Source organism: Streptomyces sp. SDT5-1 (genome assembly GCF_052245995.1).
Classification (GTDB): domain Bacteria; phylum Actinomycetota; class Actinomycetes; order Streptomycetales; family Streptomycetaceae; genus Streptomyces.
On the sequence record NZ_CM125963.1, the window covers coordinates 2194104 to 2215639 of the forward strand.

The following is a 21536-nucleotide window of genomic DNA, read 5'->3' on the forward strand; positions in this document are numbered from 1 at the left end:
CCTGCCCCCTATCGGTGTGCCGGGAACTCCACGACCTGCTGGTACGTGGGCCGGTTCTGCCACTGGATGCTGCGGTGGGTGATGCCGCCGACGGCGCGGTGGGCGATGCTGTCCGCGCACCACTGGTCGCCCGCCTTGCAGGTGTCGTCGCCGGGGTACACCTCGGTGGCCGGCTTCGCGGCGGCCTCGGCCAGCGTGGCGAGGAGGACGTCCCGGCAGGCCGAGAGGTCTCCGGAGCCGCAGTACGCGGCGCCGAGCCTGCCCTTCACCGGTTCGCCGAGCACGGACCGCAGGTCCTTGTCGACAAAGCCCCACCAGCCGTACTGGAAGGCCGATCCGGCGTGCGAGCCGGTCGGCCCGTGTCCGGCGGACGGCGCCTCGTCGACGCTGAGCTGAGCGGTGAGCGACGTGTAGAGGTCGTCGCCGAGCCCCGGCTTGAACTCGGCCTCGACCAGCAGCGGCCACCACGCGTCCATGATCCGTACGGCGTCGGGGTGCGCGTACGTCCTGGAGCCCGCGGAGGTCTGGTTGCGCTGCGCGCCCGCCTTCTCCCATGCCTCCAGCTGCTGGACGGCCTTGGTCAGCTCCGGGTTGCCGAGGTCGCCGAGCGGCTTGCTGCGGACGACCTCGAGCAGCTCCGGCAGCACCTGCTCGCCGCGCAGGTCCGTGACGGCGGCCTCCTCCATGGCCCGGGTGAGCGCGGCGCGGGTGACGCCGCCGCGCTCGGTGAGCTTCTTGACGCGGTCGTTCAGGAGGTCGGCCCTGTGCACCGCGCCCATGCTGAAGTTGGGCGAGGAGAAGCCCTTGGCCTGCTTGTTGTTCCAGGAGACGTAGTAGTCCTGGTCGACGGAGTTCGGGTGCTGGGAGGGCGGCGTCTCGGCGGAGGTGTTGTCCGTCGGGTCGAAGTCCTTCCACTCGTAGGCCTGTTCGCCCCGCACCGGGAGCGACATGTCGACGTCCTTCGCGCGCACCGGGTTGCGGCCGCTGTTGTAGTACGCGATGTCGCGGGAGTCGGCGTAGAACCAGTTGAACGCGTAGTTGATGTGCTGGGCCGCCTTCTGGAAGGACGCGGCGTCCTTGACGTAGGTCGGGTCGTTCAGCATCTGGAAGCCGAGGATCGAGTCGGCCTCGTGGCGGTACGTGGAGCGAAGTGCCGTGTAGGCGACGGGTTTGCCGTCGACGGTGGCGCGGTGGCTGACGATGCCGTACTTGGTGCGGAAGACCTGCATCCGGTAGGAGCCGGCGGCCGTGGAGTCGGCGATCGTCGGCTTCCAGGAGTTCTTCTTCTCCATCTTCTCCATGGGCGTGCAGGTGCCGCGGTACAGGTACGAGTTCGACTGCCGGTTCGGCGTCGAGCCGTCGGGCTCGCACAGCGGGACGGCGTAGGTGTCGGTGATGTCCTGCGTCGCGGAGGTCGCGGACCACGCGTAGTCCTGGCCGCGGCCGAGCTGCACGTACATGCCGACGCCCGCGAAGGAGACGCCGCGCGCGCTGATGCCGGGGCCCTGCAGCTCCTGCATCATCAGCAGCTGGGGCGCGAAGTAGCCGGTCTGCGGGCCGAACACGGCGACCGGGTTGCCGGACGCGGTGTGCTTGCCGGAGACGAGCAGGGCGTTCGACATGCCCTTCTTGGACGCCGAGCGGGTGAACAGGTCGGAGGGCAGCACCCCGTCGTCGTACATGCCTTGCAGCGGCTTGAGCTTGGCGGGCGCCTTGACGGGGTCCTTCTTCAGGGACGTCGTCTTCGTCGCGGCCGAGCCCTGCCGGTCGTGGACGAGGGGTTCCTTCTCGACCGAACCCTTGTCGGGGAGCGCCTGCCCGCGCGCGTGCTCGGGCTTCTCGCCGTACGGGAAGCGGGTGCCGTCGTGGATCGTGGTGACGGTCTCCGGGTCGTCGCGGCCGCGGAACGACTCCCAGACCTGGGTGCCCTTCTCTACGCCGTACTTCTCCTGCGCCTTGAGGAGGGAGAGCGCGGCGTCGACCTCTCCGCCGCCGCCGTTGCCGAAGAGTCCGCCGACCACGGAGGCGAGGGCGATCATGTCGGTCACCTTGAACGGCTGGATCTCGCCCACGTTCGTGATCGCGTCGACCTTGCCGGTGAGCACGTACTCGCCGGGGAAGTAGCGGCCCTTCTTCGACTTCTCGCGATAGGCGTTGAGGCCGTCGATGTAGGCCTGCGCGTCGGCCATGGCCTGTTCGCCGCGAGCGCCGCCGGTCTTCTTGATGTACTCGACCTGCTGTTCGAGATCCTTTTCCGTGTACGGGGCCTGCGGCCAGAACTCCTGCTCGAGTCCCTGATTCGCGAGGGCGCCGCCTGCGAAGGACGTCAATTCGCCCCGGCCTATGTGGCGGAACAGGTCGATGAGCCAGAGGCGGTCCTGACCTGCGGCGTAGCCCGCGCCGAATTCTGTTCCGTAGCGCGAGGAACCTTTGATGTGGGGTACGCCGTTCTTCTTGTCACGGGTGATCGTGACGTCCTCGCGGGGGCGGGTGACGGAAGCGACCTGATCGTCCTTGACGCCGAAGGAGGAATCGTTGAAGAAGTTCGTAAGTGTGTCGTCGGTCAGAGACGGATACCCGGAGGACAGCGCGTCATAAGGACCGAGTTGATCGTCGGCGTGCGGCGGCTGGGTTCCCAGCAGCTTGTTGCCGAGGATCTGGGCGAGCGTGGCGCTGCCGTTCGCGCCGGGCGGCAGGATGTCCGCGCACTGCCCCTTGCAGTAGTCGGCGGCCGGATTCGGTTCGTCGGCGGCGGTCGCGGTCGAGGCGCCCGCCGTCGAGACGGGAGAGAGCAGTCCGGCGGTGAGCACGAGCGCCGCGACGGCCGTAACTCTCTTCGTGAGGCTTCTGTACAGGGTGGTGCGTGGAATGCGTCGTCGCATGCCTGGTCCTCCCGACGATGGTGAGCCGGAGGTTACCGACGGTTAGCCGCGGACAGAAGATGAACATGCGTCACGTTTTCGGAATCAGCACAGGGATCACTCAGGTACTCCCCGGCCTCAGAAGGTGACGGTGATGGGCCCCATCGGAAATCGGATGGGACCCGGTGGCCTTCGGGGGGATCCGAATCGCGTGTCGATACGTCTATTCGGCGACGTCGCTTCCTTGCCGCGGCGACGCCGACGTACGTGTGACGGAGGTGCAGGGCGATGGCCGGATTCCGAAGTCTGGCGAGACAGGTGCGCGATCCGCTGAGCGATCTGGCGCTGCGGCGGTACTCACTGCGCAAGTGCCTTGAGAGATTTGCCCCTTACGGGCACCGAGCGACCTGGGACCACCTCTGCTCCCGGGCGGGGTTCGACCCCGAGGACCGCTCCCCCGACCCGGCCCGCCTCGTCGCGGCCCTGGAGGAGCTGGAGGAGGCGCGGGCCGTCTGGCTCGCGTACGAAGTCGCCTTCGCGGAGCGCAGGCGCAAGGAGAAGCACGACGGGCTGCGCCGCCCGGGCAGCGTGGACGACTGGCACCGGCTGACCTGGGGCGGCTTCGGAGTCGCCTGGTGCGACGACCCGTCGGTGCACCCCACGGAGCCGCTGGCTGAAGTGCTGCGCCGGCTCATCACGGCCCTGGAGCGCGATCCGGGCGACTGCTGCCCGGTCTGCTCGGGCACCCGCCTGGTCTGGGAGCACGATCTGGCGCACGAACCGTCATCCGGTCCCGTGTGCACCAGCTGCGGCATCGTCGTGCCGCGGCCCGTCCTCACACCCACGGCCCTCGCGGAGGCCCGCCTCGCACGCCTGCTCGTCTCCGCCTAGGCACGACGGGGGTGCGGCCCCGACATCGGCGCACCCCCGGAACTAGGAGCGGTCCGGGGCGACTTCCAGGCGCTGCCGGTTGAGCAGGTACTTGGGCAGGTACGGGAGGTCGGTGCGGACCGGGAAGTCCATGTCGTAGGCGAGACAGGCGAGGGCGAGCGGGCCGAGGGCCACGCGGGCGCGCGGCGCGGACGACTCGCCCCAGTGCCCCGCGTGCCGCACGAGGGACTCGGCGAGCGCCTCGCCGAAGGCCTCGTGGTCGTGCGTGAGCAGCCGGTGGAAGAGCGCGACCGGCTGGTAGTCGACGAGGTTGAGGAAGTCCTTCGGGGCGAGCGTCTCGGCGTCGGGGTGCGAGGCCTTGATGGTGGTGACGAGCAGGTCCACGACGTCGTCGACGGGCCGCCGCAGCCAGTGGCCGCGCAGCACTTCGGCCCAGTGGAGCACGTAGTCGTCCACGGGGGCGCCGCCGCGCAGCGCCTCGGCCGGCACCTCGCACAACCGCGTGGTGCGCTCGCGGTCCCGGGTGACGAGGGTGACGTAGAAGGCGTCGAGCCAGGCGCGGGCGGGGTCGTCCACCGGTTCCGGCACGGCCTCGGCGGCCGGGGGTTCGCCGTCCTTGCCGTGCGGGAACAGGGCGCATCCGCGGTCCTGCGCCGCGAGCCAGGCGTCCCACGTCTCGGCGCGCGCGGCGTCGGGGTCGCTCTCCGCGAGCGCGAAGGCGTGGGCGAGCGCGGCGGCGAAGGGCTCTCCCGGCGGGGCGGTCGACCCGGCGGAGGCGAGCCGTCCCGCCTGGTCGAGGGCGCTCAACGCCCGCAGCACGTCGGCGAGTTCCCGGGGCGGACGCCGGGCGTCGTCGATGGCGGTGAGGCGGCCGTCGTACCACCAGTGGACCCGCGGCGACAGCGGCCCCGGGTCCTCGGCGTGGGCGCGGGCCGCGTACGTGGCGAGGTCGGTGAGCGCGTCGGCCGCGTCGCCGTCGACGATCGGGTGGAAGGCGAGCAGGTGCCGCGTGGGCATCGCCACGAGGGCGCCCGCGTCCGGCATCCGCCGCCCCGTGACCTCGGCGACGACCTCGGGCAGCAGGACGGCCCTGCTCGCCACGAACGGGGAGTCGCCGTACACGGAGCAGAGCACCGGATGCCCCTCGAGCCGCACTTCCTCGTGGCGCATCGGCTCCCGGGTCAGCGCCCGCCGGCCCGCGCGCCACAGCTCGTCGGCGCCGGCCCGCGCCACCTCCTCGTCGGTCAACAGGCGTACGGAGTCGGGGGACGCGAGCGCGAGGGCGAGGCGCAGGCCCTCGGCGACCTCGCGCGGGTGCGCGAGCCCCGCGGCCTCGTCCGCGGGCACGAGCCGCAGGCAGGCCCCGGCGAGCAGTTCCGCGGCGCTCTCGCCGCCGGGCGCGGCCTCGGCGAGTGCCGCGACGTGGGCGTCGACGAGCCCCGGCCAGTCGGCGTCGGGTGCCTCCGCGCACCGCCGCGCGAGGTTCGCCAGTGGGAACAGGTGTCCGGCGCGCTCGACGGCGTCGGGGGCCAGGACCAGGCCCGTCTCCGCCCCGTACCGGGCGCGCACGCTCTCGGCGACGAGCGCCCTGAGCCGCTCGGCCTGCGGTGTCGCGAGCATGGGCAGATGCGAATCCGGGGCGTCGTTCTCCATCACGGGTGCGACTCTACGAGGCGGACACCGTGTCCTGCGGGCCAACGGCGAAGACGCACCCGAACCGGTTCCGCGGCCGCGTCAGGGCGTGATCACGTCCGTCTGGATCGCCAGCTTGAACTCGGCCAGCGTGATCGGCGGCTTCACGAGGCTGCCGCCGGAGCGGGCCGACACCTTGAGGCCGACGGGCGTGCCGGGGTGCACGAACATCTGCCAGGTGTACGAGCGGTACTGGCCGCCGCCGGTCGGCGAGATGTCGGTGGTGGCGGTCGAGTCGTAGCCGCCCGCCACGTTCAGCGGGTCGCGCACGAAGCGGGCGCGGTACTCGGTCGCCCGGTCGTCGGGGCCCCAGAAGACCAGCGCGGAGAGCGTGCCCCAGCCGTCGTGGCTCGGCCAGATGAGCCCCGAGCGGGCGTCCGGGTACGTCGACGAACCGCCGCCGCCCGCCGGGTCGTGCATGCCCCACGGGTCGTACGACTCCTCGTCCGCCTCGTAGGGAAAGCGCACCAGGTGGTAGCCGTCGGCGTCGTAGACCAGCGTCTGCCGTCCCGTGCGGGCCGACTCGTACTTGAGCGAAACGACCGCCACTGTCATGCGACGCATGGTGACGCCAACGGCCGTCGCCGACAAGGGGTTTCGTCGGCTACGGCGCGGCGATGCCCACGACGAGGACGCGGGTGCCGGGCTCCAGCGGGCGCCAGCGGTGGGCGAGTCCGGCGGCGCAGTACAGGGTGTCGCCGCGCTCCAGCACGTAGTGGGTGTCGTCGACCTCGGTCTCGATGGAGCCGTCGGCGACGTACATGACCTCGTCCCCGGCGTGCCGGAAGACCCGGTCCCAGTCGTGGTCGCCGGTGAACTCCAGGGCGTGCAGCCGCTGTTCGCCGCGGACGAGCGGGCGGGCGCCGTCGGCCATCGCGGGCTTCTCCGCGGCGCGCACGACGTCGACCGGCCGCGGCGGTTCGGCGGAGGCGAGGAGTTCGACGGCGGTGGTGTCGAGGGCGTCGGCGATGCGCTGCAGCGAGGCCATGCTGGGGCGCGAGCGCCCGTTCTCGACCTGGCTGAGGAACGGCACCGAGACCTCGGCCCTGCGCGCCACCTCGGCGAGGGTCAGGTCCAGGGCGCGGCGCCTGCGCCGGATGCCGGGTCCCACGTTCATGAACTTGTAACGCCCTTTCGCTCCGACCCCTGTTCCCCCGCAGCCTACCGTCGTGGTTAACTCATTAACCAGTACTTAAAAAAGTTAACCACGGGAGATCCCGGGTTGACCTGCCGACCACTGGACGGAGGGCCTCCATGGCTCGTGTGGACCAGAACCAGCGCCGCCGCCGCGGCACCGGGCTCATCGCGCTCGACGAGGACGCCGCGTCCCCGGGCTACACGCTGTTCGCGCCGCTCACCGGCACCGGCGAGGTGTACCTGATCGACCTGCGCGGCGAGGTCGTCCACCAGTGGAACCTGCCGAACCGCCCCGGCCGGCACGCCCGCATCCTCGCCAACGGGAACCTCGCCTACAACGGCGTGCTGCCCGACGAGCCGGCCCTCTTCCCCATGTGGCACAAGTACCGCGGCGGCCTCATGCAGGAGATCACCCCGGACGGCACGGTCGTGCGCGAGCACCGCGACCCGCTCCAGCACCACGACGCGCACCACTACGGCGACGGCCGGATCCTCTACACGGCCCTCGAGCCGCTGACCGGGGACGCGGCGGCGGCCGTGCGCGGCGGCGTGCCGGGCTCGGAGGGCGTGGACGGGAAGATCTGGGCGGACACGATCGTCGAGGTCGACGCCGAGGGGAACACGACCTGGGAGTGGAAGGTCTCCGAGCGCCTGGACCGCGCGGACTTCCCGCTCCACCCGGACTACGCGCGCGAGCACTACCCGCTGATCAACAGCGTGCTGCCGCTCGCCGACGGGAACATCCTCGCGAGCTTCCGCTCCGTGTCGGCCGTCGTCGTCATCGAGCGCGCGACGGGTGACATCATCTGGCGCTCCGAGCCGGGCGTCGTCTCGCAGCAGCACTGCCCGACCGAGCTGGAGAACGGGAACTTCCTCGTCTTCGACAACGGCGTCTTCCGGCCGCACTGGGACGTGCCGTTCAGCCGCGTCATCGAGATCGAGCGGTCCAGCGGCAAGATCGTCTGGGAGTACCACGACCCGGCACGCGAGTCCTTCTTCGCGCCGTTCATGGGCAGCGCCCAGCGCCTCCCGAACGGCAACACGCTGGTCACCGACTCCCCCGCGGGCCGCCTCTTCGAGGTGACCGAGGACGGCTACCTGTGCTGGGAGTACATCGTGCCGTTCTTCGGCGGCTACTCCGAGGAAGAGGTCCGCAAGCTCTTCCCGTCGGAGCCCAACGCCGTGTTCCGCTCCTACCGCTACACCGCGGCCGAGCTGCCGTGGCTGAACCGGTGACCGCCACCGCAGCACCACCCGTGGCACCCGTCGACGAGCGGCTTCCCCTGAAGCGGCTCGTCCCCCTCGCCTGCCAGCACGTGCTTGCGGGCGTGGCGGCCCCCGTCTCCTCCGTCATCCTGATCGCGACGACGCTGAAGCTGTCGACGACGCAGACGGCCTCGCTGCTCAGCGCGACGCTCGTGCTGTGCGGCGTGGGCGCGCTGCTCCAGTCGCTCGGCGTCGCGGCGCTGCGGGTCGGCGCCCGGCTGCCGTTCCTGATGCTGCCGGGCGGCGCGGCGGTGGCCATCTTCCTCCAGATCGCGCAGGAGTACGGGCCCGCGACGGCCTCCGGATCGGTGCTGGTCGCCGCCGCGTTCCTGCTCTGCGTCCTGCCGTTCTACGGGCGTCTCGTGCGGCTCTTCCCGCCGCTGGTGATGGGCACGACGGTCGTGCTCATCGGCATCAACATGATCAAGGTGACCGCGCCGATGGTCGCCTCGGGCCCCGGGCTCGGCTTCGCGACGCTCGGCGTGATCGCCGTGTTCTTCCTCGTCCTGCGGGGCGTGTGGCGGCAGATGGCGGTGCTGCTCGGGCTGCTGGGCGGCACGCTGATCGCGGTGCTGTCGGGGACGGAGCTGGAGGTGGCGCACGGCGGCACGTTCGCGCTGCCGGACCCCTTCCCGTACGGGGCGCCGCACTTCGATCTGCTGGCCGCGATCCCGCTCCTGGTGTTCGCGCTCGCCTCGCTCGCCGAGGCCACCGGGCAGACCGTGCTCAACAGCGAGGCCGTGGGCCGCACTCCGGACGCGGGCCGCGACGTGCCGCGCATCGCCCGCGCCGACGCCCTCGTCTCGCTCGGCTCGGGGCTGTTCGGTACGTCGCTGATGGTGACCAGCGCCGAGAACATCGGCATCGTCCAACTCACGCGCGTACGCTCACGGTTCGTCACGGCGGCGGCCGGTGTGCTGCTGATCGTGTGCGGCCTGATCACCCCGCTGACCCGGGTGCTCGCGGCCATCCCTGAGCCGGTGGTGGGCGCGGCCGGGCTCGTCATCTACGCGGTGATCGCCGTGATGGGCTTCGGCATGCTGTCCCGCACGGACCTCTCGCACGGCACGGACAGCGTGGTCATCGCGCTGGCGCTCGTCGTCGGCATGCTGCCGATCGTGGCGCCGGAGATGTACGCGGAGCTGCCGACGTGGGCCCGCACGCTGTTCGGCAGCGGGGTCGCGGCGGGCGCGATCGCGGCGGTCGTCCTCAGCGCGGTCTTCCGGGCGCTCGGCCCGAAGCTCGCGCCTACGCCGGACGCTCCCGACGCTCCCCCATCAGACGGGAGCCCGTGAGGCGCTCGCCGAACACGTCGTCCGGATTGGACAGCACGCAGGTCTCCAGGGACAGGCAGCCGCAGCCGATGCAGTCGGTCAGATGATCCCGCAGCCGGCCCAACTGCTTGATCCGCTCGTCCAGTTCGGAGCGCCAGACCTCCGAGAGGCGCGCCCAGTCGTCCCGGTTCGGGGTGCGCTCCTCGGGGAGTTCGGCGAGGGCGTCCCTGATCGTGGCGAGCGGGATCCCGACACGCTGCGCGGCGCGGATGAAGGCGACGCGGCGCAGCGTGTCGCGGCTGTAGCGGCGCTGGTTGCCCGAGGTGCGGCGGCTGCTGATCAGGCCCTTGGACTCGTAGAAGTGCAGCGCGGACACGGCGGCCCCACTGCGCGCCGCCACCTGCCCGACGGTGAGCTCATGAACCTTCTCCGGAATCTGTGGCACCCGGCCGAGCCTAGTCGGCGCGGCCTCGCGTTGTTAGCATGCCCAGTGGTCTGAGCAAGCGCTTAGACAAGTTACCTGGGAGGTCACGGAAACATGGCTGAGCCGCGCGTTTTCAAGGACGTCGACGATCTGAAGGGCGCCGTGGGCGAGCAGCTCGGGTACAGCGACTGGGTCGAGATCGAGCAGAGCCGGATCGACACGTTCGCCGAGGCCACGGGCGACCACCAGTGGATCCACGTCGACCCGGAGCGCGCGAAGGAGGGCCCCTTCAAGACGACCATCGCGCACGGGTACCTGACCCTGTCGCTGCTGCCGCTCTTCGGCCCGCAGTTGATGGCGGTCGAGGGCATGAAGATGGGCGTCAACTACGGGACGAACAAGGTGCGCTTCCCCGCCCCCGTCCCGGTCGGCTCGCGCCTGCGCGCCACCGCGAAGATCACGAACGTCGAGGACGTGCCGGGCGGCGTGCAGGTGAGCGTGGCGTTCAGCGTGGAGCGCGAGGGCGGCGACAAGCCCGTGTGCGTCGCGGAGTCGGTGTCCCGCTACTACCTCTGAGGCCCGCTAGCGCCTCTGCGCACCCACCATGCGCAGCACGAGGTCGGCGTAGAGCGCGCCGACCTCGTCGGGCGTGCGCTTGCCCTCGGCGTTGAACCAGCGGGCGACATCGATGCACAGGGACAGCACGGCGACGGTGGTGCCCGGCACGTCGGGGACGTCGAACTCGCCCGCCTTCACGCCGTCGTTGATGATCTCCCGCACCGAGGCGTCGCTCTCGCGGCGCAGCGCCACGATCGCCGGCCGGTTCTCCTCGCCGAGCGAGTCCAGCTCGTACTGGACGACGCGCGCGGTCATGTGGTGCCCCGCGTGCCAGCGGACGAAGGAGCGGACGGCCTCCGTGAGGCGTTCGGCGGCGGTACCGTCGCTCTCGACCGCGCGGCGCAGGATCGCCAGGGCCTTCTCGTGGCCGATCCGGCTGATCTTGAGGAGCAGCTCTTCCTTGGTCTTGTAGTGGATGTAGAGCGCGGCCGGGCTCATCCCGGCGCGGCTCGCGATGTCGCGCGTGGTCGTCGCGTGGTAGCCGCGCTCGGCGAACGCCTCCACGGCCGCGACGAGCAGTCGGCGGGCCGCGTCGGGCGTGACGTCGGCCCACGGCATCTCGTCGAGGGCGTCCTCGACCCGTTCGTCCTGCGTCATCGCTGCACTCACATCCTCCCGCGGGGCTGGTGCCACACCATACCCTCCGGGGTGAGCGCGCGCTTAGGGCGTCACGCCACCGGCTTGAACGGGTCGTGCTCGGCGAGGATCTTCTCCAGGCGGGCCTGGTCGACCCGGCTGACGATCTGCCCGGCCTCCTGGCGGTCGCGGATCACCTTGGCGAGGGTGAACGCCGAGGTGGTGAGGTAGAGCACGGCGATGGCCAGGAAGGCCCTGATCCAGCCGCTGACGTCGAGGCTGTAGATCCCGATGGCCGTCGCGGCGAGGGCGACGACGAAGGACGCGACGGCCTGTCCGTAGAAGGCCACGGTGTTCTGCTGCTTGACCGGTGTCTCACTCATGGAGGAAGCATCGGGCGGAAGGGGCGGTACCCCTATCCGCTCCGGTACTCATCCACGTACTCAGAACGCCCGTGCGCTCAGAACGCCGACACCCCCGTCAGAGCGCGGCCGATGATCAGCTTCTGGATCTGGCTCGTGCCCTCGTAGAGGGTCATGACGCGGGCGTCGCGGAGCAGCTTGCCGACGGGGTACTCGTCGATGTAGCCGTAGCCGCCGAAGACCTGGAGGGCGTTGTTCGCCGCGCGCACGGCCGCCTCGGAGGCGAACAGCTTCGCCTTGGACGCCGCCGTCGCGAAGTCCTCGCCGCGGTCGATGAGGTCGGCGACGCGCCAGGTCAGCAGGCGGGCCGCGTCCACGTCGACGGAGATGTCGGAGATCAGCTCCTGCACCAGCTGGTACGAGGCGATGGGCTTGCCGAACTGCTCGCGCTCCCCCGCGTAGCCGACCGCCGCGTCGAGGGCGGCCTGGGCGATGCCGACGCAGCCCGCGGCGACCGACATCCGCCCCTTGGCCAGCGCGGACATCGCGATCGAGAAGCCCTTGCCCTCCGGTCCCATCATCGCGGAGGCGGGCACGCGGACGTCCTCGAGGACCAGCTCGGCGGTGGCCTGGCCGCGCAGGCCGAGCTTGCCGTGGATGGTGTTGCGGGTCAGCCCCGGGGTGTCGGTGGGCACCAGGAAGGCGGAGATTCCCTTGTGGCCCGGGGTGTCGTTGGTGCGGGCGAAGAGGAGGACGACGTCGGCCCAGGTGCCGTTCGTGATGAAGATCTTCGTGCCGTTGATCACGTAGTCGTCGCCGTCCCGGACCGCTCGGGTCTGGAGGTCGGCGGGGTTCGAGCCGTGCCCCGGCTCGGTGAGGCCGAAGCAGCCGAGCGCGTCGCCCGCGGTCAGCTTCGGTATCCAGTGCCGCTTCTGCTCCTCGCTCGCCCACTGCTGGATCGGCTTGGTGACCAGGCCGAGGGAGACGGAGACGATGCCGCGCACGGACGAGTCGCCGCGCCCCAGCTCCTCCGTGACCAGCACGTACGAGAGGTGGTCGCCGCCCGAGCCGCCGTACTCCTCGTCGATGGTCAGACCCAGGAAGCCGACCTCGCCGAGCTTCTTGACGATGCCCCGGTCGACCTCCTCCGCGCGGTCCCACGTCACGACGTTCGGCGCGATCTCGCGGTCCACGAAGTCCTTGGCGAGCCGGCGCACCGCCGTCTGCTCCTCGCTCAGTTCCAGGTTCATGGCCACTCCCGCGTAGTCCGTGTGCGTACAGCGCTTAATTAGCACTGCTAGTTTTAGTTCGCAGCCCTACTATGTGCCGCATGGCCCGACCGCGCAAGCCCCTCCTGAGCACCGACCGCATCGTCGAAGCGGCCCGGGCGCTCGTCGACGCCGAGGGCCTCGCGGCCGTCTCGACGCGGCGGCTCGCCGCCGAGCTCGGGGTGAGCGGGCCCTCGCTCTACAACCACTTCCGCACCAAGGACCAGATCCTGGAGGCCGTCGCGGACTCGGTGAGCGCACAGGTCGACCTGTCGATGTTCGACGCCGACGACGAGCGGGACTGGCGCACCGCGCTGCACGACTGGGCCGTCTCCTACCGGGCGGCGCTGCGCGCCCACCCGAACATCGTCCCGGTGCTGGCGCGGGGCCCCGGGCACCGCCCGGCCGGACTGCGGCTCGCGGACGCGGTGTTCGGCGCGATGGTCGACGCCGGCTGGCCGCCGCCGCAGGCCACGTCGATCGGCGCGCTCATGCGGTACTTCGTGACGGGCTCGGCGCTCGGCTCGTTCGCGGGCGGCTTCCCCGACGACCAGGCGGCGTACGACCCCGCCGACTATCCGCACCTCGGGCAGGCGCACCTGCTCGCCGAGCGGCAGGACATCGTCGACGACCGGGCCTTCGAGACCGGCCTCACGGCGCTGCTCGACGGGCTCGCCGTGCAGTACGCGCAGGTGGCGGCGGAGCCGGAGGCGCGCTGACCTTTCGGCGCGCGCCGAAGGGTGTCCGGGGCATCCTGGGCACATGGCCGCCCTCAAGGAGTCCAAGGAACCCGGCGCCCCGCGCCTCGCCGCGCTCGCCTCGCTGATCGCCGACGAGACGCGCGCCGCCTGCCTGCTCGCGCTGCTCGACGGGCGGGCCTGGACGGCGGGCGAGCTGGCGCGGCACGCGGGCGTCGCCGCGTCGACCGCGAGCGAGCACCTCGGCAAGCTCGTCGCGGGCGGGCTGCTCGCGGAGGAACGGCAGGGCAGGCACCGGTATCTGCGGCTCGCCGACGCGCAGGTCGCGCAGCTCGTCGAGGGGCTCGCCGGGTACGCGGCGCCGGGCGGCGGCGAGCGTCCGGCCACGCTGCGGGCGGCCTCGGCGCGGACGGCGATGGCGCGCGGGCGGACCTGTTACGACCACCTGGCGGGGCGGCTCGGGATCGAGGTCACCGATGGGATGGTCGGGCGGGGGCTATTGGCACCGGACGTCGATTCGTCGACTTTCGCCCTCACCGACGCGGGGCGCGGCTGGTTCGAAGGGCTCGGGGTGCCGCTGGAGGGCGGCGCGCGGCGGCCGTTGACGCGCGGCTGCCTCGACTGGACGGAGCGCCGGCTGCACCTCGCGGGCCGCGCGGGCGCCGCGCTGTGTGCGCACGCCTTCGCGGCGGGGTGGATCAAGCGGATCGGGTCCGAGCGCGCGGTGCGGGTGACCGGGGCCGGGGAGCGGGCGCTCCGCGCGGAGCTGGGGGTCTCGCTGCCGCACTGACCGGCTTGTTCGCGCCCCCGGCACCGCCTCTCCCAGAAATTAGCTGTAACGTACACCAGCTGTACTGGGAAACATCTTCGTAACACGGGAGCGGGTCGGCGCATGACGCAGACGGCGGATGCCGCGATGGGGCGGACACTCGGGCGGATCCGGGCCGCCGCGTGCAGAGAGTTCGCGCTGCGCGTCCTGCGCGGCATCGGCCAGGTGACATTCCTGCCGCGCGCGCTGACCGGCCTGCTGTTCGCCTCCGCCCTCTTCGCCGCCGGGTGGGAGTACGGGCTCTACGGGATCGGGGGCGCGGCCGTCGGCACGGTCGTCGCGGCGCTGCTCGGCGTGGACAAGGAGCGGCTCGCCGTCGGCATGGAGGGCTTCAACTCCTGCCTCGTCGGCGTCAGTTGCGCGGTCTTCCTCAACCCCGACCGGCTGTCGTCAGTGCTCGTGGCGCTGCTCGGCTGCACCGCCGCGACCGTGGCCACCGCCGCCGTGGGGCGGGCGCTCGCGGCGTGGGAGCTGCCCGCCCTCACGCTGCCGTTCTGCCTCGTGGCGAGCGTGGTCACCCTGGCCGCGCCCGGGTTCGCGCGGGTGTGGACCGGCGGGGGCGGCATCGCCGCGTTTCCGCGGGCGGTGTCGGGGGCCCGCACGGGCATCGGGTTCGACGACGCCGTGCGGGGCTTCTTCGCCGGTTTCGGCCAGATCTTCCTGATGCCGCAGTGGTACGCGGGAGCCCTTGTCCTCGCGGGGCTCCTGGTGGCGGGGCCGCGGGTCGCCGGGGTCGCCTGCCTCGGGAACGTGGCGGGCATGGTGACCGCGTGGGCCCTCGGCGAGCCCGCGGCGCAGCTCGCCGACGGGACGTCCGCGTACAACGCGGTGCTCGTCGCGCTCGCGCTGTGCGGGGTGTTCCTGAAGGCGACGCCGCGGACGGCCGCGTACGCGGTGGCAGGGGCGGTGGCGGCGACGGTGTGCGCACCGGCGTTCGGCGCGCTCGCGAAGCCGGTGGGCGGGCACATGTTCACGTGGCCGTTCGCGCTGACCACGCTGGTGTTCCTGGTCGCGGCGAGGTCGTTCCCGCGGCTGACGGCGTCGGCCTGAACCCCCGGAGAACTCAGGCGGCTTCCAGCGCCGCCACGTCCAGCTTGCCCATCTTCATCATCGCGGACATGACGCGGGCGGCGCGGTCGCGGTCGGGGCCCGCGAGCAGGTCGGGCAGGGTGCGGGGGACGATCTGCCAGGACAGGCCGTACTTGTCCCTGCACCAGCCGCACGGGCCCGGCTCCCCGCCGTCGCCCGTGATGCGGTCCCACAGGCGGTCGACCTCGGCCTGGTCGGCGCAGTCGACGGCGAACGAGACCGCCTCGTTGAACGTGAACTGGGGGCCGCCGTCCAGCGCCTGGTACTCGGTGCCCGCGAGGCGGAACGACACGACGACCCCGGAGCCGGGCTCCTGGACGCCCTCCTCGCCGAAGCGGAGCACCTCGAGCACCTCGTTGTCGCCGTCCGGGAACAGCGACATGTAGTACGCGACGGCCTCCTCGGACTTGCCGTCGAACCACAGGCAGGGGCGGATCTTCTGGACGTCGGACATGGTGTGCCTCCGGGTTCCCTCTGCGGCGCCCGTGGCGCCGGTCTGCCATTCAGGCTTCTCCTCCTGCAGACCGGCTGCCACTCGGGAACTCATCGGCGGGAGCGGTACTAGAAGACGACGAGCGCGCGGCCGCCCTTGCCCGCCACCATGTTGTCGAACGCCGCGGGGATGCCGTCCAGGGCGATCCGCTCGGTCACGAGCGTGCTCAGGTCGAGGCGGCCCGCCCTGATGTGCTCGGCGAGCACCGGCAGGTCCTCGGCGGGGTCGCAGTTGCCGTAGACGCAGCCGGACAGCGTGCGGCCCCAGTGGAAGATCTCCAGGGCGTTGAACGTGACCTGCTGGTCCTTGCCGCCGATGCCGACGACCGTGGTGCGGCCGCCGCGCCGCGTGGACTCCCAGGCCGTACGGATCGTGACGGCGCGGCCGACGCACTCCACCGCCACGTCGACGCCCTGCTTGTCCGTGAGGCCGCGGATCTCGCGCGCGGTCGTCTCCGACGCGACCACGTAGTCCGTGGCGCCCGCGGCGCGCGCAAGGGCCTCCTTCTCCGGCGACACGTCGACCGCGACGATCTTCGACGCGCCCGCGATGCGCGCCGCCTGGAGGGTCGCGAGGCCGACGCCTCCGACGCCGTACACGGCGACCGTCTCCCCTTCGCGTACGCGGGCCGAGTGGTGCACCGCGCCGTAGCCGGTGAGCACCGCGCAGCCAAGGAGGGCGGCGTCGGTGAGCGGGACGCCGTCCGGCACGGGCAGCACGCAGTTCGCGGCGACGACCGTCTCCTCGGCGAACGCGGCGACGTTCAGGCCGGGGTGCAGATCGCTGCCGTCGGAGGCGCGCCTGGCGTGGATGTCGCCCGCGCCCGTGAGGGCGTTGGCGCACAGCCAGACCTCGCCGAGCGCGCAGGCGTGGCAGGCGCCGCACGAGGGCGCCCAGTTGAGGACGACGCCGTCGCCGGGCGCCACGTGCGTGACGCCTTCGCCGACGGAGACGACGGTGCCCGCGCCCTCGTGGCCGAGGACCGCGGGGACCGGGACCCGCATCGTGCCGTTGGTCAGGGACAGGTCGGAGTGGCAGACCCCGGCGGCGGCGAGCTCGACGCGGACCTGGCCGGGTCCCGGGTCGGGCAGCTCGATGTCGGCGATCTCCAGCGGGGAGCCGACGGCGGGCAGTACAGCGGCGCGGACCATGAGTGCCAACTTCCTTAGAACTGGAGGGACTTCGTCTGGAGGTACTCGGACAGGCCGTGCGAGCCGAGTTCGCGGCCGACGCCCGACTGCTTGTAGCCGCCGAACGGGGCGAGCGGGTTGAAGCGGCCCCCGTTGATGTCGACCTGGCCGGTGTCCATGCGGCGCGCGAAGGCGACCGCCTCCTCGTCGGTGGCCGCCCAGACCGCTCCGGCGAGCCCGTACACGGTGCCGTTGGCGATGCGCAGGGCGTCCTCCTCGTCCTCGTAGCGCAGGATCGACAGGACGGGGCCGAAGATCTCCTCCTGGGCGATGGTCATCTCGGGCGTGACGTCGGCGAAGACGGTGGGCGCCACGAAGTACCCCCTGTCGTGCGGGGTTTCGGCGCCGCCCGCGACGAGCCGGGCGCCCTCCTCCACGCCCTTCTCGATGTAGCCGCGCACGCGGGCCTGCTGCTTGGCGTTGACGAGCGGGCCGATGCGGTCGCCGTACTTGGCGGCAGCGGCGGCGGCGAGCTCGACGGCCTCGTCGTACTGGGAGGTGTGCACGAGCATCCGGGTCCAGGCGCTGCACGTCTGGCCCGAGTTGCCCATGACGTTGGCGACGCCGACGTTGACGGCCTTGGCGAGGTCGGCGCTGGGCAGGATCACGTTGGCGGACTTGCCGCCGAGTTCGAGGGCGACGCGCTTGACGGCGGCGCCCGCCGTCGCGCCGATACGGCGGCCGACCGCGGTGGAGCCGGTGAACGAGACGAGGTCGACGTCCGCGTGCTCGGCGAGCGCCTGTCCGGCGACCGGGCCGAGCCCGGTGACCAGGTTGAAGACTCCGGCCGGCACCCCGGCCTCGTCGACCGCCTCCGCGAACAGCTGGGCCGTCAGCGGGGTGTCCTCGGCGGGCTTGAGGACGACCGTGCAGCCCGCGGCGAGGGCCGGGGCGACCTTCGCGACGATCTGGTGCAGCGGATAGTTCCAGGGCGTGATGGCGCCGACGACGCCGACCGGCTCCGCGTACACCGTGGAGTTGCCGACCTTCTCCTCGAACGGGTACGTGGCGGCGAGTTCGGCGTACGAGCCGGAGACCAGGATCGGGACGCCCGCGTGCACCGTCTGCGAGAACGGGGCGGGCGAGCCCAGCTCGGCGGTGACGGTCTCGGCGATCTCGTCCTTGCGGGCCACCAGCACGTCCCGCAGCGCGGCGATGCGCGCGGCGCGCTCGGCGGGCGGCGTCGCGGCCCAGGCGGGGAACGCGGCGCGGGCGGCGCGCACGGCCGCGTCCACGTCCTCGGCGGTGCCCGCGGGGACATGGCCGATGACCTGCTCGTCCGCCGGGTTCACGACGGCGATCGTGTCGCCGCCCCCGGCCGGGCGCCAGGCGCCGTCGATGTACATCCCGTCGTGGGCCTTCATGGCACTCCCTCAGCATCAGGTACGTCCTGGCGCCCCAAACTAGCGCCGCTAGTTTCTGGGGTCCAGGGGTACCGGGTGCCGGTTCAGTGCCGTTGACGCTCTCCCTCGGGCTGCCCGGACCGCGGCGCGGGGGCCTTCCGCCCTTGTGCCACACCGCTTTTCGCGCCCCGCCCGCGGCCGCCCCTGACGCCGAGCCCGGCCGCCACGAACAGCAGACCGCCCAGCATGACGAACGGCGCCGCCGTGCCCGCGACGCCCGCGATCAGACCCGCCGAGGCCGGGGCCGCGACCTGCCCGAGCCGGTTCCCCGTGAGCCGCAGCGCGAGCGCGGTGGAGCGGGCCTCGTCGGGCGCCGCCTGCACGACCGTGGTCATGGACAGCGGCTGGCCGACGCCGAGGCAGAAGCCGAGCACGACCAGCATCACGCCGAGCGCCCACACCGGCACCGGCAGCGCGATGCCCGCGCAGAGCACCGCCGCGAGCAGGCACGTCGTCGCGATCAGGGCGGTCCTGCCGAGCCAGTTGATGAGCGGGGTCATGACGAGGCGGCAGGCGACCGTGGCACCCGCGCGCAGGCTGAGCAGCACGCCGATCACGGACGGCGCGATGCCGCGGTGCTCACCGACCACCGGCAGGTACGCGGTGAGGATGTCCGTGGCCGACAGGACGGCGAGGCTGATGAAGATGCCGCCGGGCACGCCGCGGGTGCGCAGGATGCGGTGCACGGGGACCTTGGAGGCCTCCTTGGGGCGTGCCCCCTCCCCCGTACGACGGGTCTCGATGCGCCACAGCGAGGTGAAGGACAGCGCGCAGACGCCGGCGGAGACGAGGAGGGCGAGCGCGCTGGTGGCGGCCATGTCGTAGCCGTCGATGAGGGCGCCGGCCGCGATCGGGCCGACGAGCTGGCCGAGGGAGGCGCCGATGGTGAAGTGGCCGAAGTTGCGGTCCTGGTCCTCGGGTGCGGACTGCCGGGCCACGATGGACTGGGCGCCGATCACGAAGCAGAGGTGGCCGAGGCCCATGACGCCGCTCCACGCGGCCATCCACACCAGGGATCCCGCGCCGCCGCTGAGCGCGCAGCCGCCCGCGATGAGCGCGACGCCGACCGGCAGCAGCGGCGCGCAGCGCCCGTGGTCGGTGCGGCGGCCCAGCGGCACCGCGGCGAACAGCGGCAGCAGGGCGTAGACACCCGCGATCACGCCGACGGCCCGCTCGTCGGCGCCGAGCGCGAGCGCCCGGTACGAGACGGCGGGCCGCGCCATCGACACCGCCCCCTGCGCGAAGCTGAAGGCGATGACGAGGCGGAGCAGCCAGGTACGACTCATGGTCATGAGCTAACAGGACTCACACGATGCCGAACAACAGACCGGCGCCGAGGACCACGAGCGCGGTCAACGCGGCCCATTTCACGGTGAACTTGGTGTGGTCGCCGAACTCGACCTTGGCCATGCCCACGAGCACGTAGACGGCGGGCACCAGCGGGCTCGACATGTGCAGCGGCTGGCCGGCGAGCGAGGCGCGGGCGATCTCCAGGGTGGAGACGCCGTGCGCGTGTCCGGCCTCGGCGAGCACCGGCAGGATGCCGAAGTAGAAGCCGTCGTTGGACATGAAGTACGTGAACGGGATGGACAGGACGCCGGTCACGAGCGCCATGTGCGGGCCCATCCAGTCGGGGATGCCGCCCACGACCCACTTCGCCATGTGGTCGACCATGCCGGTGCCCTGGAGCACGCCGGTGAAGACGGCGGCGGCGAAGACCATGCCCGCGACGTTCAGCACGTTCTCGGCGTGCGCGCCGATCCGGGCCTTCTGGTCGGCCATGTGCGGGAAGTTGACCGAGAGGGCGAGCGCGGCGCCGAGCATGAAGAGGACCGGGATCGGCAGCCACTCCATGATCATGGCGGTGAGGAGCACCACGGTCAGCAGCGCGTTGAACCAGTACAGCTTGGGGCGCAGCGTGGCCCGGTTCGGGTCGAGCCCGGAGAACGTCTCGCCCTCCTCGTTCTCGTACGAGGGGCCGCCGGTCGCGGCGGCGCCACCGCCGGAGGCCGAGCCCTTGCTGCCGCTGCCCGCGCCGACGAGGACCTTCTCCTCGGCGGTCTCGGTGACGGTGAGCTCCTCGTCGATGGACAGATAGCCGAGGCGCTTGCGCTCGCGGCGGCCGAGGACGTACGAGAGGGCGAACACGAAGAGCAGGCCGACGCCGAGGGCGGGGATCATCGGCACGAAGATGTCGCTCGCGTCCACCTTGAGGGCGGTGGCGGCGCGGGCCGTGGGGCCGCCCCAGGGCAGCGTGTTCATGACGCCGTTCGCGGTCGCGGCGACACCCGTCATCACGATCAGGCTCATCTTCAGGCGCTTGTAGAGCGGGTACATCGCCGAGACGGTGATCATGAAGGTGGTGGAGCCGTCCCCGTCGAGGGAGACGATCGCGGCGAGCACGGCGGTGCCGACGACGATCCGCACCGGGTCGGCCTTCGCGAACTTCAGGATGGCGCGCACGATCGGGTCGAAGAGGCCGACGTCGATCATCACGCCGAAGTAGACGATCGCGAACATCAGCATGGCGGCGGTCGGCGCGAGGTCCCCCACACCGGCGATCACATAGTCGCCGAGGTGCGCGCCCTTGCCCACCAGGACGCAGAACAGCGCCGGTATGAGCACGAGCGCCGCGATCGGCGACACCTTCTTCATCATGATCAGCACCAGGAAGGTGGCGATCATCCCGAATCCGAGGATGGTCAGCATGGAGAGGTCCCTAACGTTGCGTTCGCCTTCGAACTGCCGCCCTGGGGGTGACGACCAGCGCGACGTTAGGTGGCCGCGAGAAGCGTTAACAAGATGTTGACGCGTGAGCAATAAGCGCAAAACTCCAGGTCACAGCCTTGGTCAGGCGAGCACCTCGGCCAGGTAGGAGCGCAGCAGCGTCCGGACCTCCGCGATGACCGCCTCGTCGCCGCGCGCCGGGTCGAGCCGGAAGGCGAGCCGGACCAGGGCGTCGGCGGACTCGACGGCGACGAGGAAGGCGCGCCGCAGGTCCGCGTCGGGCTCGCGGCCGATGCGCGGGGCGAGGAGTTCGGTGAGGGTGTCGGCGACCCGGTGGTTGGGGTCGGCGTCGGAGGTGCCCACGGGGATCTGGGTGCCGAAGTCGACGAGGGAGAAGCCGGGCGCGGTGCGCTTCATCGCCAGGTACTCGTCGAGCACGGCGTCCATCGCGGCCCGCCAGTCGCCCTCGGGCACGGCGGTCAGGCGGGCGGTGACCCGCCGCACGTACCGGTCGAGATTGCGCTCGGCCAGCGCCTCGACGAGGGCCCGCTTGTTGCCGAAGAAGCGGTAGACCGAGCCGATCGGCACCTCGGCGCGCTGGGCGACGGCGCGGGTGCTCAGCTCGTCGTAGCCGGTCTCGTCGAGGAGTTCGGCGCAGGCGTCGAGGATCCGGGACAGTCGCTCGGCGCTGCGCCGCTGAACGGGCATGCGGCGCAGGGACGTTGGTTCGGCCATGGG

General features: G+C 71.8%; 21 protein-coding genes. 7 read left to right on the forward strand and 14 right to left on the reverse strand.

The genetic code is table 11. The annotated features are described in order from the left end of the window. Nucleotides 1-8: 8 nt before the first annotated feature. Nucleotides 9-2882: a penicillin acylase family protein gene (locus ACTWJ8_RS10270; RefSeq protein ID WP_443263639.1), complete on the reverse strand. Its 2874-nt coding sequence runs from the start codon at nt 2880-2882 to the stop codon at nt 9-11. Nucleotides 2883-3149: 267 nt separating this feature from the next. Between ACTWJ8_RS10270 and ACTWJ8_RS10275 the strand changes: the two genes are divergently transcribed. Further along, nucleotides 3150-3752 (forward strand): hypothetical protein, encoded by a 603-nt coding sequence (locus ACTWJ8_RS10275; protein WP_356387652.1) that lies wholly within the window; start codon nt 3150-3152, stop codon nt 3750-3752. A 42-nt stretch (nt 3753-3794) separates the two neighbouring features. Here ACTWJ8_RS10275 and ACTWJ8_RS10280 read toward each other — a convergent pair whose 3' ends face one another. From ACTWJ8_RS10280 to ACTWJ8_RS10290, 3 genes are all read right to left on the reverse strand, one after another. Further along, nucleotides 3795-5405, reverse strand: a complete 1611-nt coding sequence (locus tag ACTWJ8_RS10280) for an immunity 49 family protein (RefSeq protein WP_443264854.1) — start codon at nt 5403-5405, stop codon at nt 3795-3797. Nucleotides 5406-5486: 81 nt separating this feature from the next. Beyond that, nucleotides 5487-5999, reverse strand: a complete 513-nt coding sequence (locus ACTWJ8_RS10285) for a hypothetical protein (protein WP_443263640.1) — start codon at nt 5997-5999, stop codon at nt 5487-5489. A gap of 49 nt (nt 6000-6048) precedes the next feature. Beyond that, nucleotides 6049-6561, reverse strand: coding sequence for a helix-turn-helix domain-containing protein (locus ACTWJ8_RS10290; protein ID WP_356387657.1), 513 nt, complete (start codon nt 6559-6561; stop codon nt 6049-6051). A gap of 137 nt (nt 6562-6698) precedes the next feature. Between ACTWJ8_RS10290 and ACTWJ8_RS10295 the strand changes: the two genes are divergently transcribed. Both ACTWJ8_RS10295 and ACTWJ8_RS10300 read left to right on the forward strand, forming a co-directional pair. Next, nucleotides 6699-7817, forward strand: a complete 1119-nt coding sequence (locus ACTWJ8_RS10295) for an aryl-sulfate sulfotransferase (protein WP_356387660.1) — start codon at nt 6699-6701, stop codon at nt 7815-7817. Then, nucleotides 7814-9142, forward strand: a complete 1329-nt coding sequence (locus ACTWJ8_RS10300; protein ID WP_443263641.1) for a uracil-xanthine permease family protein — start codon at nt 7814-7816, stop codon at nt 9140-9142. Before ACTWJ8_RS10295 ends, ACTWJ8_RS10300 begins: the two co-directional genes overlap by 4 nt. Here the strand turns inward: ACTWJ8_RS10300 and soxR are convergent. Beyond that, the gene (soxR, locus tag ACTWJ8_RS10305) at nt 9096-9566 is read right to left on the reverse strand and encodes a redox-sensitive transcriptional activator SoxR (protein ID WP_356387666.1); all 471 of its coding nucleotides are present in this window, start codon (nt 9564-9566) and stop codon (nt 9096-9098) included. The genes ACTWJ8_RS10300 and soxR overlap by 47 nt on opposite strands. A gap of 93 nt (nt 9567-9659) precedes the next feature. Here soxR and ACTWJ8_RS10310 point away from each other — a divergent pair, with 93 nt between their 5' ends. Then, nucleotides 9660-10121 (forward strand): MaoC family dehydratase, encoded by a 462-nt coding sequence (locus ACTWJ8_RS10310; protein ID WP_443263642.1) that lies wholly within the window; start codon nt 9660-9662, stop codon nt 10119-10121. Nucleotides 10122-10127: 6 nt separating this feature from the next. On the opposite strand, the gene ACTWJ8_RS10315 is transcribed toward ACTWJ8_RS10310, so the two are convergent. The 3 genes from ACTWJ8_RS10315 to ACTWJ8_RS10325 all read right to left on the reverse strand — a co-directional run bounded on the left by ACTWJ8_RS10315 (nt 10128) and on the right by ACTWJ8_RS10325 (nt 12351). After that, nucleotides 10128-10760: a TetR/AcrR family transcriptional regulator gene (locus ACTWJ8_RS10315; RefSeq protein ID WP_356387672.1), complete on the reverse strand. Its 633-nt coding sequence runs from the start codon at nt 10758-10760 to the stop codon at nt 10128-10130. Between the two features lie 71 nt (nt 10761-10831). Next, a complete protein-coding gene (locus ACTWJ8_RS10320; RefSeq protein ID WP_356387675.1) occupies nt 10832-11122 on the reverse strand; it encodes a YiaA/YiaB family inner membrane protein in 291 nt (96 codons plus the stop codon). Between the two features lie 77 nt (nt 11123-11199). Next, on the reverse strand, nt 11200-12351 hold the full coding sequence (locus ACTWJ8_RS10325) for an acyl-CoA dehydrogenase family protein (RefSeq protein ID WP_356387677.1): 1152 nt from the start codon (nt 12349-12351) through the stop codon (nt 11200-11202). Between the two features lie 80 nt (nt 12352-12431). Between ACTWJ8_RS10325 and ACTWJ8_RS10330 the strand changes: the two genes are divergently transcribed. The 3 genes from ACTWJ8_RS10330 (at nt 12432) to ACTWJ8_RS10340 (ending at nt 14946) form a co-directional block, all read left to right on the forward strand. Beyond that, nucleotides 12432-13088, forward strand: a complete 657-nt coding sequence (locus ACTWJ8_RS10330) for a TetR/AcrR family transcriptional regulator (RefSeq protein ID WP_443263643.1) — start codon at nt 12432-12434, stop codon at nt 13086-13088. A gap of 43 nt (nt 13089-13131) precedes the next feature. Next, on the forward strand, nt 13132-13857 hold the full coding sequence (locus ACTWJ8_RS10335) for an ArsR/SmtB family transcription factor (RefSeq protein ID WP_443263644.1): 726 nt from the start codon (nt 13132-13134) through the stop codon (nt 13855-13857). A gap of 102 nt (nt 13858-13959) precedes the next feature. Continuing rightward, nucleotides 13960-14946 (forward strand): urea transporter, encoded by a 987-nt coding sequence (locus ACTWJ8_RS10340; protein ID WP_443263645.1) that lies wholly within the window; start codon nt 13960-13962, stop codon nt 14944-14946. A gap of 13 nt (nt 14947-14959) precedes the next feature. Here the strand turns inward: ACTWJ8_RS10340 and ACTWJ8_RS10345 are convergent, their stop codons facing one another. From ACTWJ8_RS10345 to ACTWJ8_RS10370, 6 genes are all read right to left on the reverse strand, one after another. Further along, nucleotides 14960-15439, reverse strand: a complete 480-nt coding sequence (locus tag ACTWJ8_RS10345; protein ID WP_356387689.1) for a VOC family protein — start codon at nt 15437-15439, stop codon at nt 14960-14962. Between the two features lie 107 nt (nt 15440-15546). After that, complete coding sequence (locus tag ACTWJ8_RS10350) at nt 15547-16629, reverse strand: Zn-dependent alcohol dehydrogenase (RefSeq protein ID WP_443263646.1); 1083 nt, start codon at nt 16627-16629, stop codon at nt 15547-15549. Between the two features lie 14 nt (nt 16630-16643). Then, complete coding sequence (locus tag ACTWJ8_RS10355; protein ID WP_443263647.1) at nt 16644-18032, reverse strand: aldehyde dehydrogenase family protein; 1389 nt, start codon at nt 18030-18032, stop codon at nt 16644-16646. A gap of 83 nt (nt 18033-18115) precedes the next feature. Continuing rightward, nucleotides 18116-19357, reverse strand: a complete 1242-nt coding sequence (locus tag ACTWJ8_RS10360) for an MFS transporter (RefSeq protein WP_443264856.1) — start codon at nt 19355-19357, stop codon at nt 18116-18118. Nucleotides 19358-19376: 19 nt separating this feature from the next. Beyond that, nucleotides 19377-20780, reverse strand: a complete 1404-nt coding sequence (locus ACTWJ8_RS10365) for a CitMHS family transporter (protein ID WP_356387698.1) — start codon at nt 20778-20780, stop codon at nt 19377-19379. A 141-nt stretch (nt 20781-20921) separates the two neighbouring features. Continuing rightward, nucleotides 20922-21533, reverse strand: coding sequence for a TetR family transcriptional regulator (locus ACTWJ8_RS10370; protein ID WP_443263648.1), 612 nt, complete (start codon nt 21531-21533; stop codon nt 20922-20924). Between the last annotated feature and the right edge of the window lie 3 nt (nt 21534-21536).

Bases quoted from the DNA above. Each gene is read 5' to 3' on its own strand.
- ACTWJ8_RS10325 (WP_356387677.1), bottom strand. From the start codon at position 12,351: ATGAACCTGGAACTGAGCGAGGAGCAGACGGCGGTGCGCCGGCTCGCC.
- ACTWJ8_RS10295 (WP_356387660.1), top strand. From the start codon at position 6,699: ATGGCTCGTGTGGACCAGAACCAGCGCCGCCGCCGCGGCACCGGGCTC.
- ACTWJ8_RS10370 (WP_443263648.1), bottom strand. From the start codon at position 21,533: ATGGCCGAACCAACGTCCCTGCGCCGCATGCCCGTTCAGCGGCGCAGC.
- ACTWJ8_RS10275 (WP_356387652.1), top strand. From the start codon at position 3,150: ATGGCCGGATTCCGAAGTCTGGCGAGACAGGTGCGCGATCCGCTGAGC.
- ACTWJ8_RS10360 (WP_443264856.1), bottom strand. From the start codon at position 19,357: ATGAGTCGTACCTGGCTGCTCCGCCTCGTCATCGCCTTCAGCTTCGCG.
- ACTWJ8_RS10310 (WP_443263642.1), top strand. From the start codon at position 9,660: ATGGCTGAGCCGCGCGTTTTCAAGGACGTCGACGATCTGAAGGGCGCC.
- ACTWJ8_RS10335 (WP_443263644.1), top strand. From the start codon at position 13,132: ATGGCCGCCCTCAAGGAGTCCAAGGAACCCGGCGCCCCGCGCCTCGCC.
- ACTWJ8_RS10350 (WP_443263646.1), bottom strand. From the start codon at position 16,629: ATGGTCCGCGCCGCTGTACTGCCCGCCGTCGGCTCCCCGCTGGAGATC.
- ACTWJ8_RS10345 (WP_356387689.1), bottom strand. From the start codon at position 15,439: ATGTCCGACGTCCAGAAGATCCGCCCCTGCCTGTGGTTCGACGGCAAG.
- ACTWJ8_RS10280 (WP_443264854.1), bottom strand. From the start codon at position 5,405: ATGGAGAACGACGCCCCGGATTCGCATCTGCCCATGCTCGCGACACCG.
- ACTWJ8_RS10355 (WP_443263647.1), bottom strand. From the start codon at position 18,032: ATGAAGGCCCACGACGGGATGTACATCGACGGCGCCTGGCGCCCGGCC.
- ACTWJ8_RS10340 (WP_443263645.1), top strand. From the start codon at position 13,960: ATGACGCAGACGGCGGATGCCGCGATGGGGCGGACACTCGGGCGGATC.
- ACTWJ8_RS10285 (WP_443263640.1), bottom strand. From the start codon at position 5,999: ATGACAGTGGCGGTCGTTTCGCTCAAGTACGAGTCGGCCCGCACGGGA.
- ACTWJ8_RS10365 (WP_356387698.1), bottom strand. From the start codon at position 20,780: ATGCTGACCATCCTCGGATTCGGGATGATCGCCACCTTCCTGGTGCTG.
- ACTWJ8_RS10320 (WP_356387675.1), bottom strand. From the start codon at position 11,122: ATGAGTGAGACACCGGTCAAGCAGCAGAACACCGTGGCCTTCTACGGA.
- ACTWJ8_RS10270 (WP_443263639.1), bottom strand. From the start codon at position 2,882: ATGCGACGACGCATTCCACGCACCACCCTGTACAGAAGCCTCACGAAG.
- ACTWJ8_RS10290 (WP_356387657.1), bottom strand. From the start codon at position 6,561: ATGAACGTGGGACCCGGCATCCGGCGCAGGCGCCGCGCCCTGGACCTG.
- ACTWJ8_RS10330 (WP_443263643.1), top strand. From the start codon at position 12,432: ATGGCCCGACCGCGCAAGCCCCTCCTGAGCACCGACCGCATCGTCGAA.
- ACTWJ8_RS10315 (WP_356387672.1), bottom strand. From the start codon at position 10,760: ATGACGCAGGACGAACGGGTCGAGGACGCCCTCGACGAGATGCCGTGG.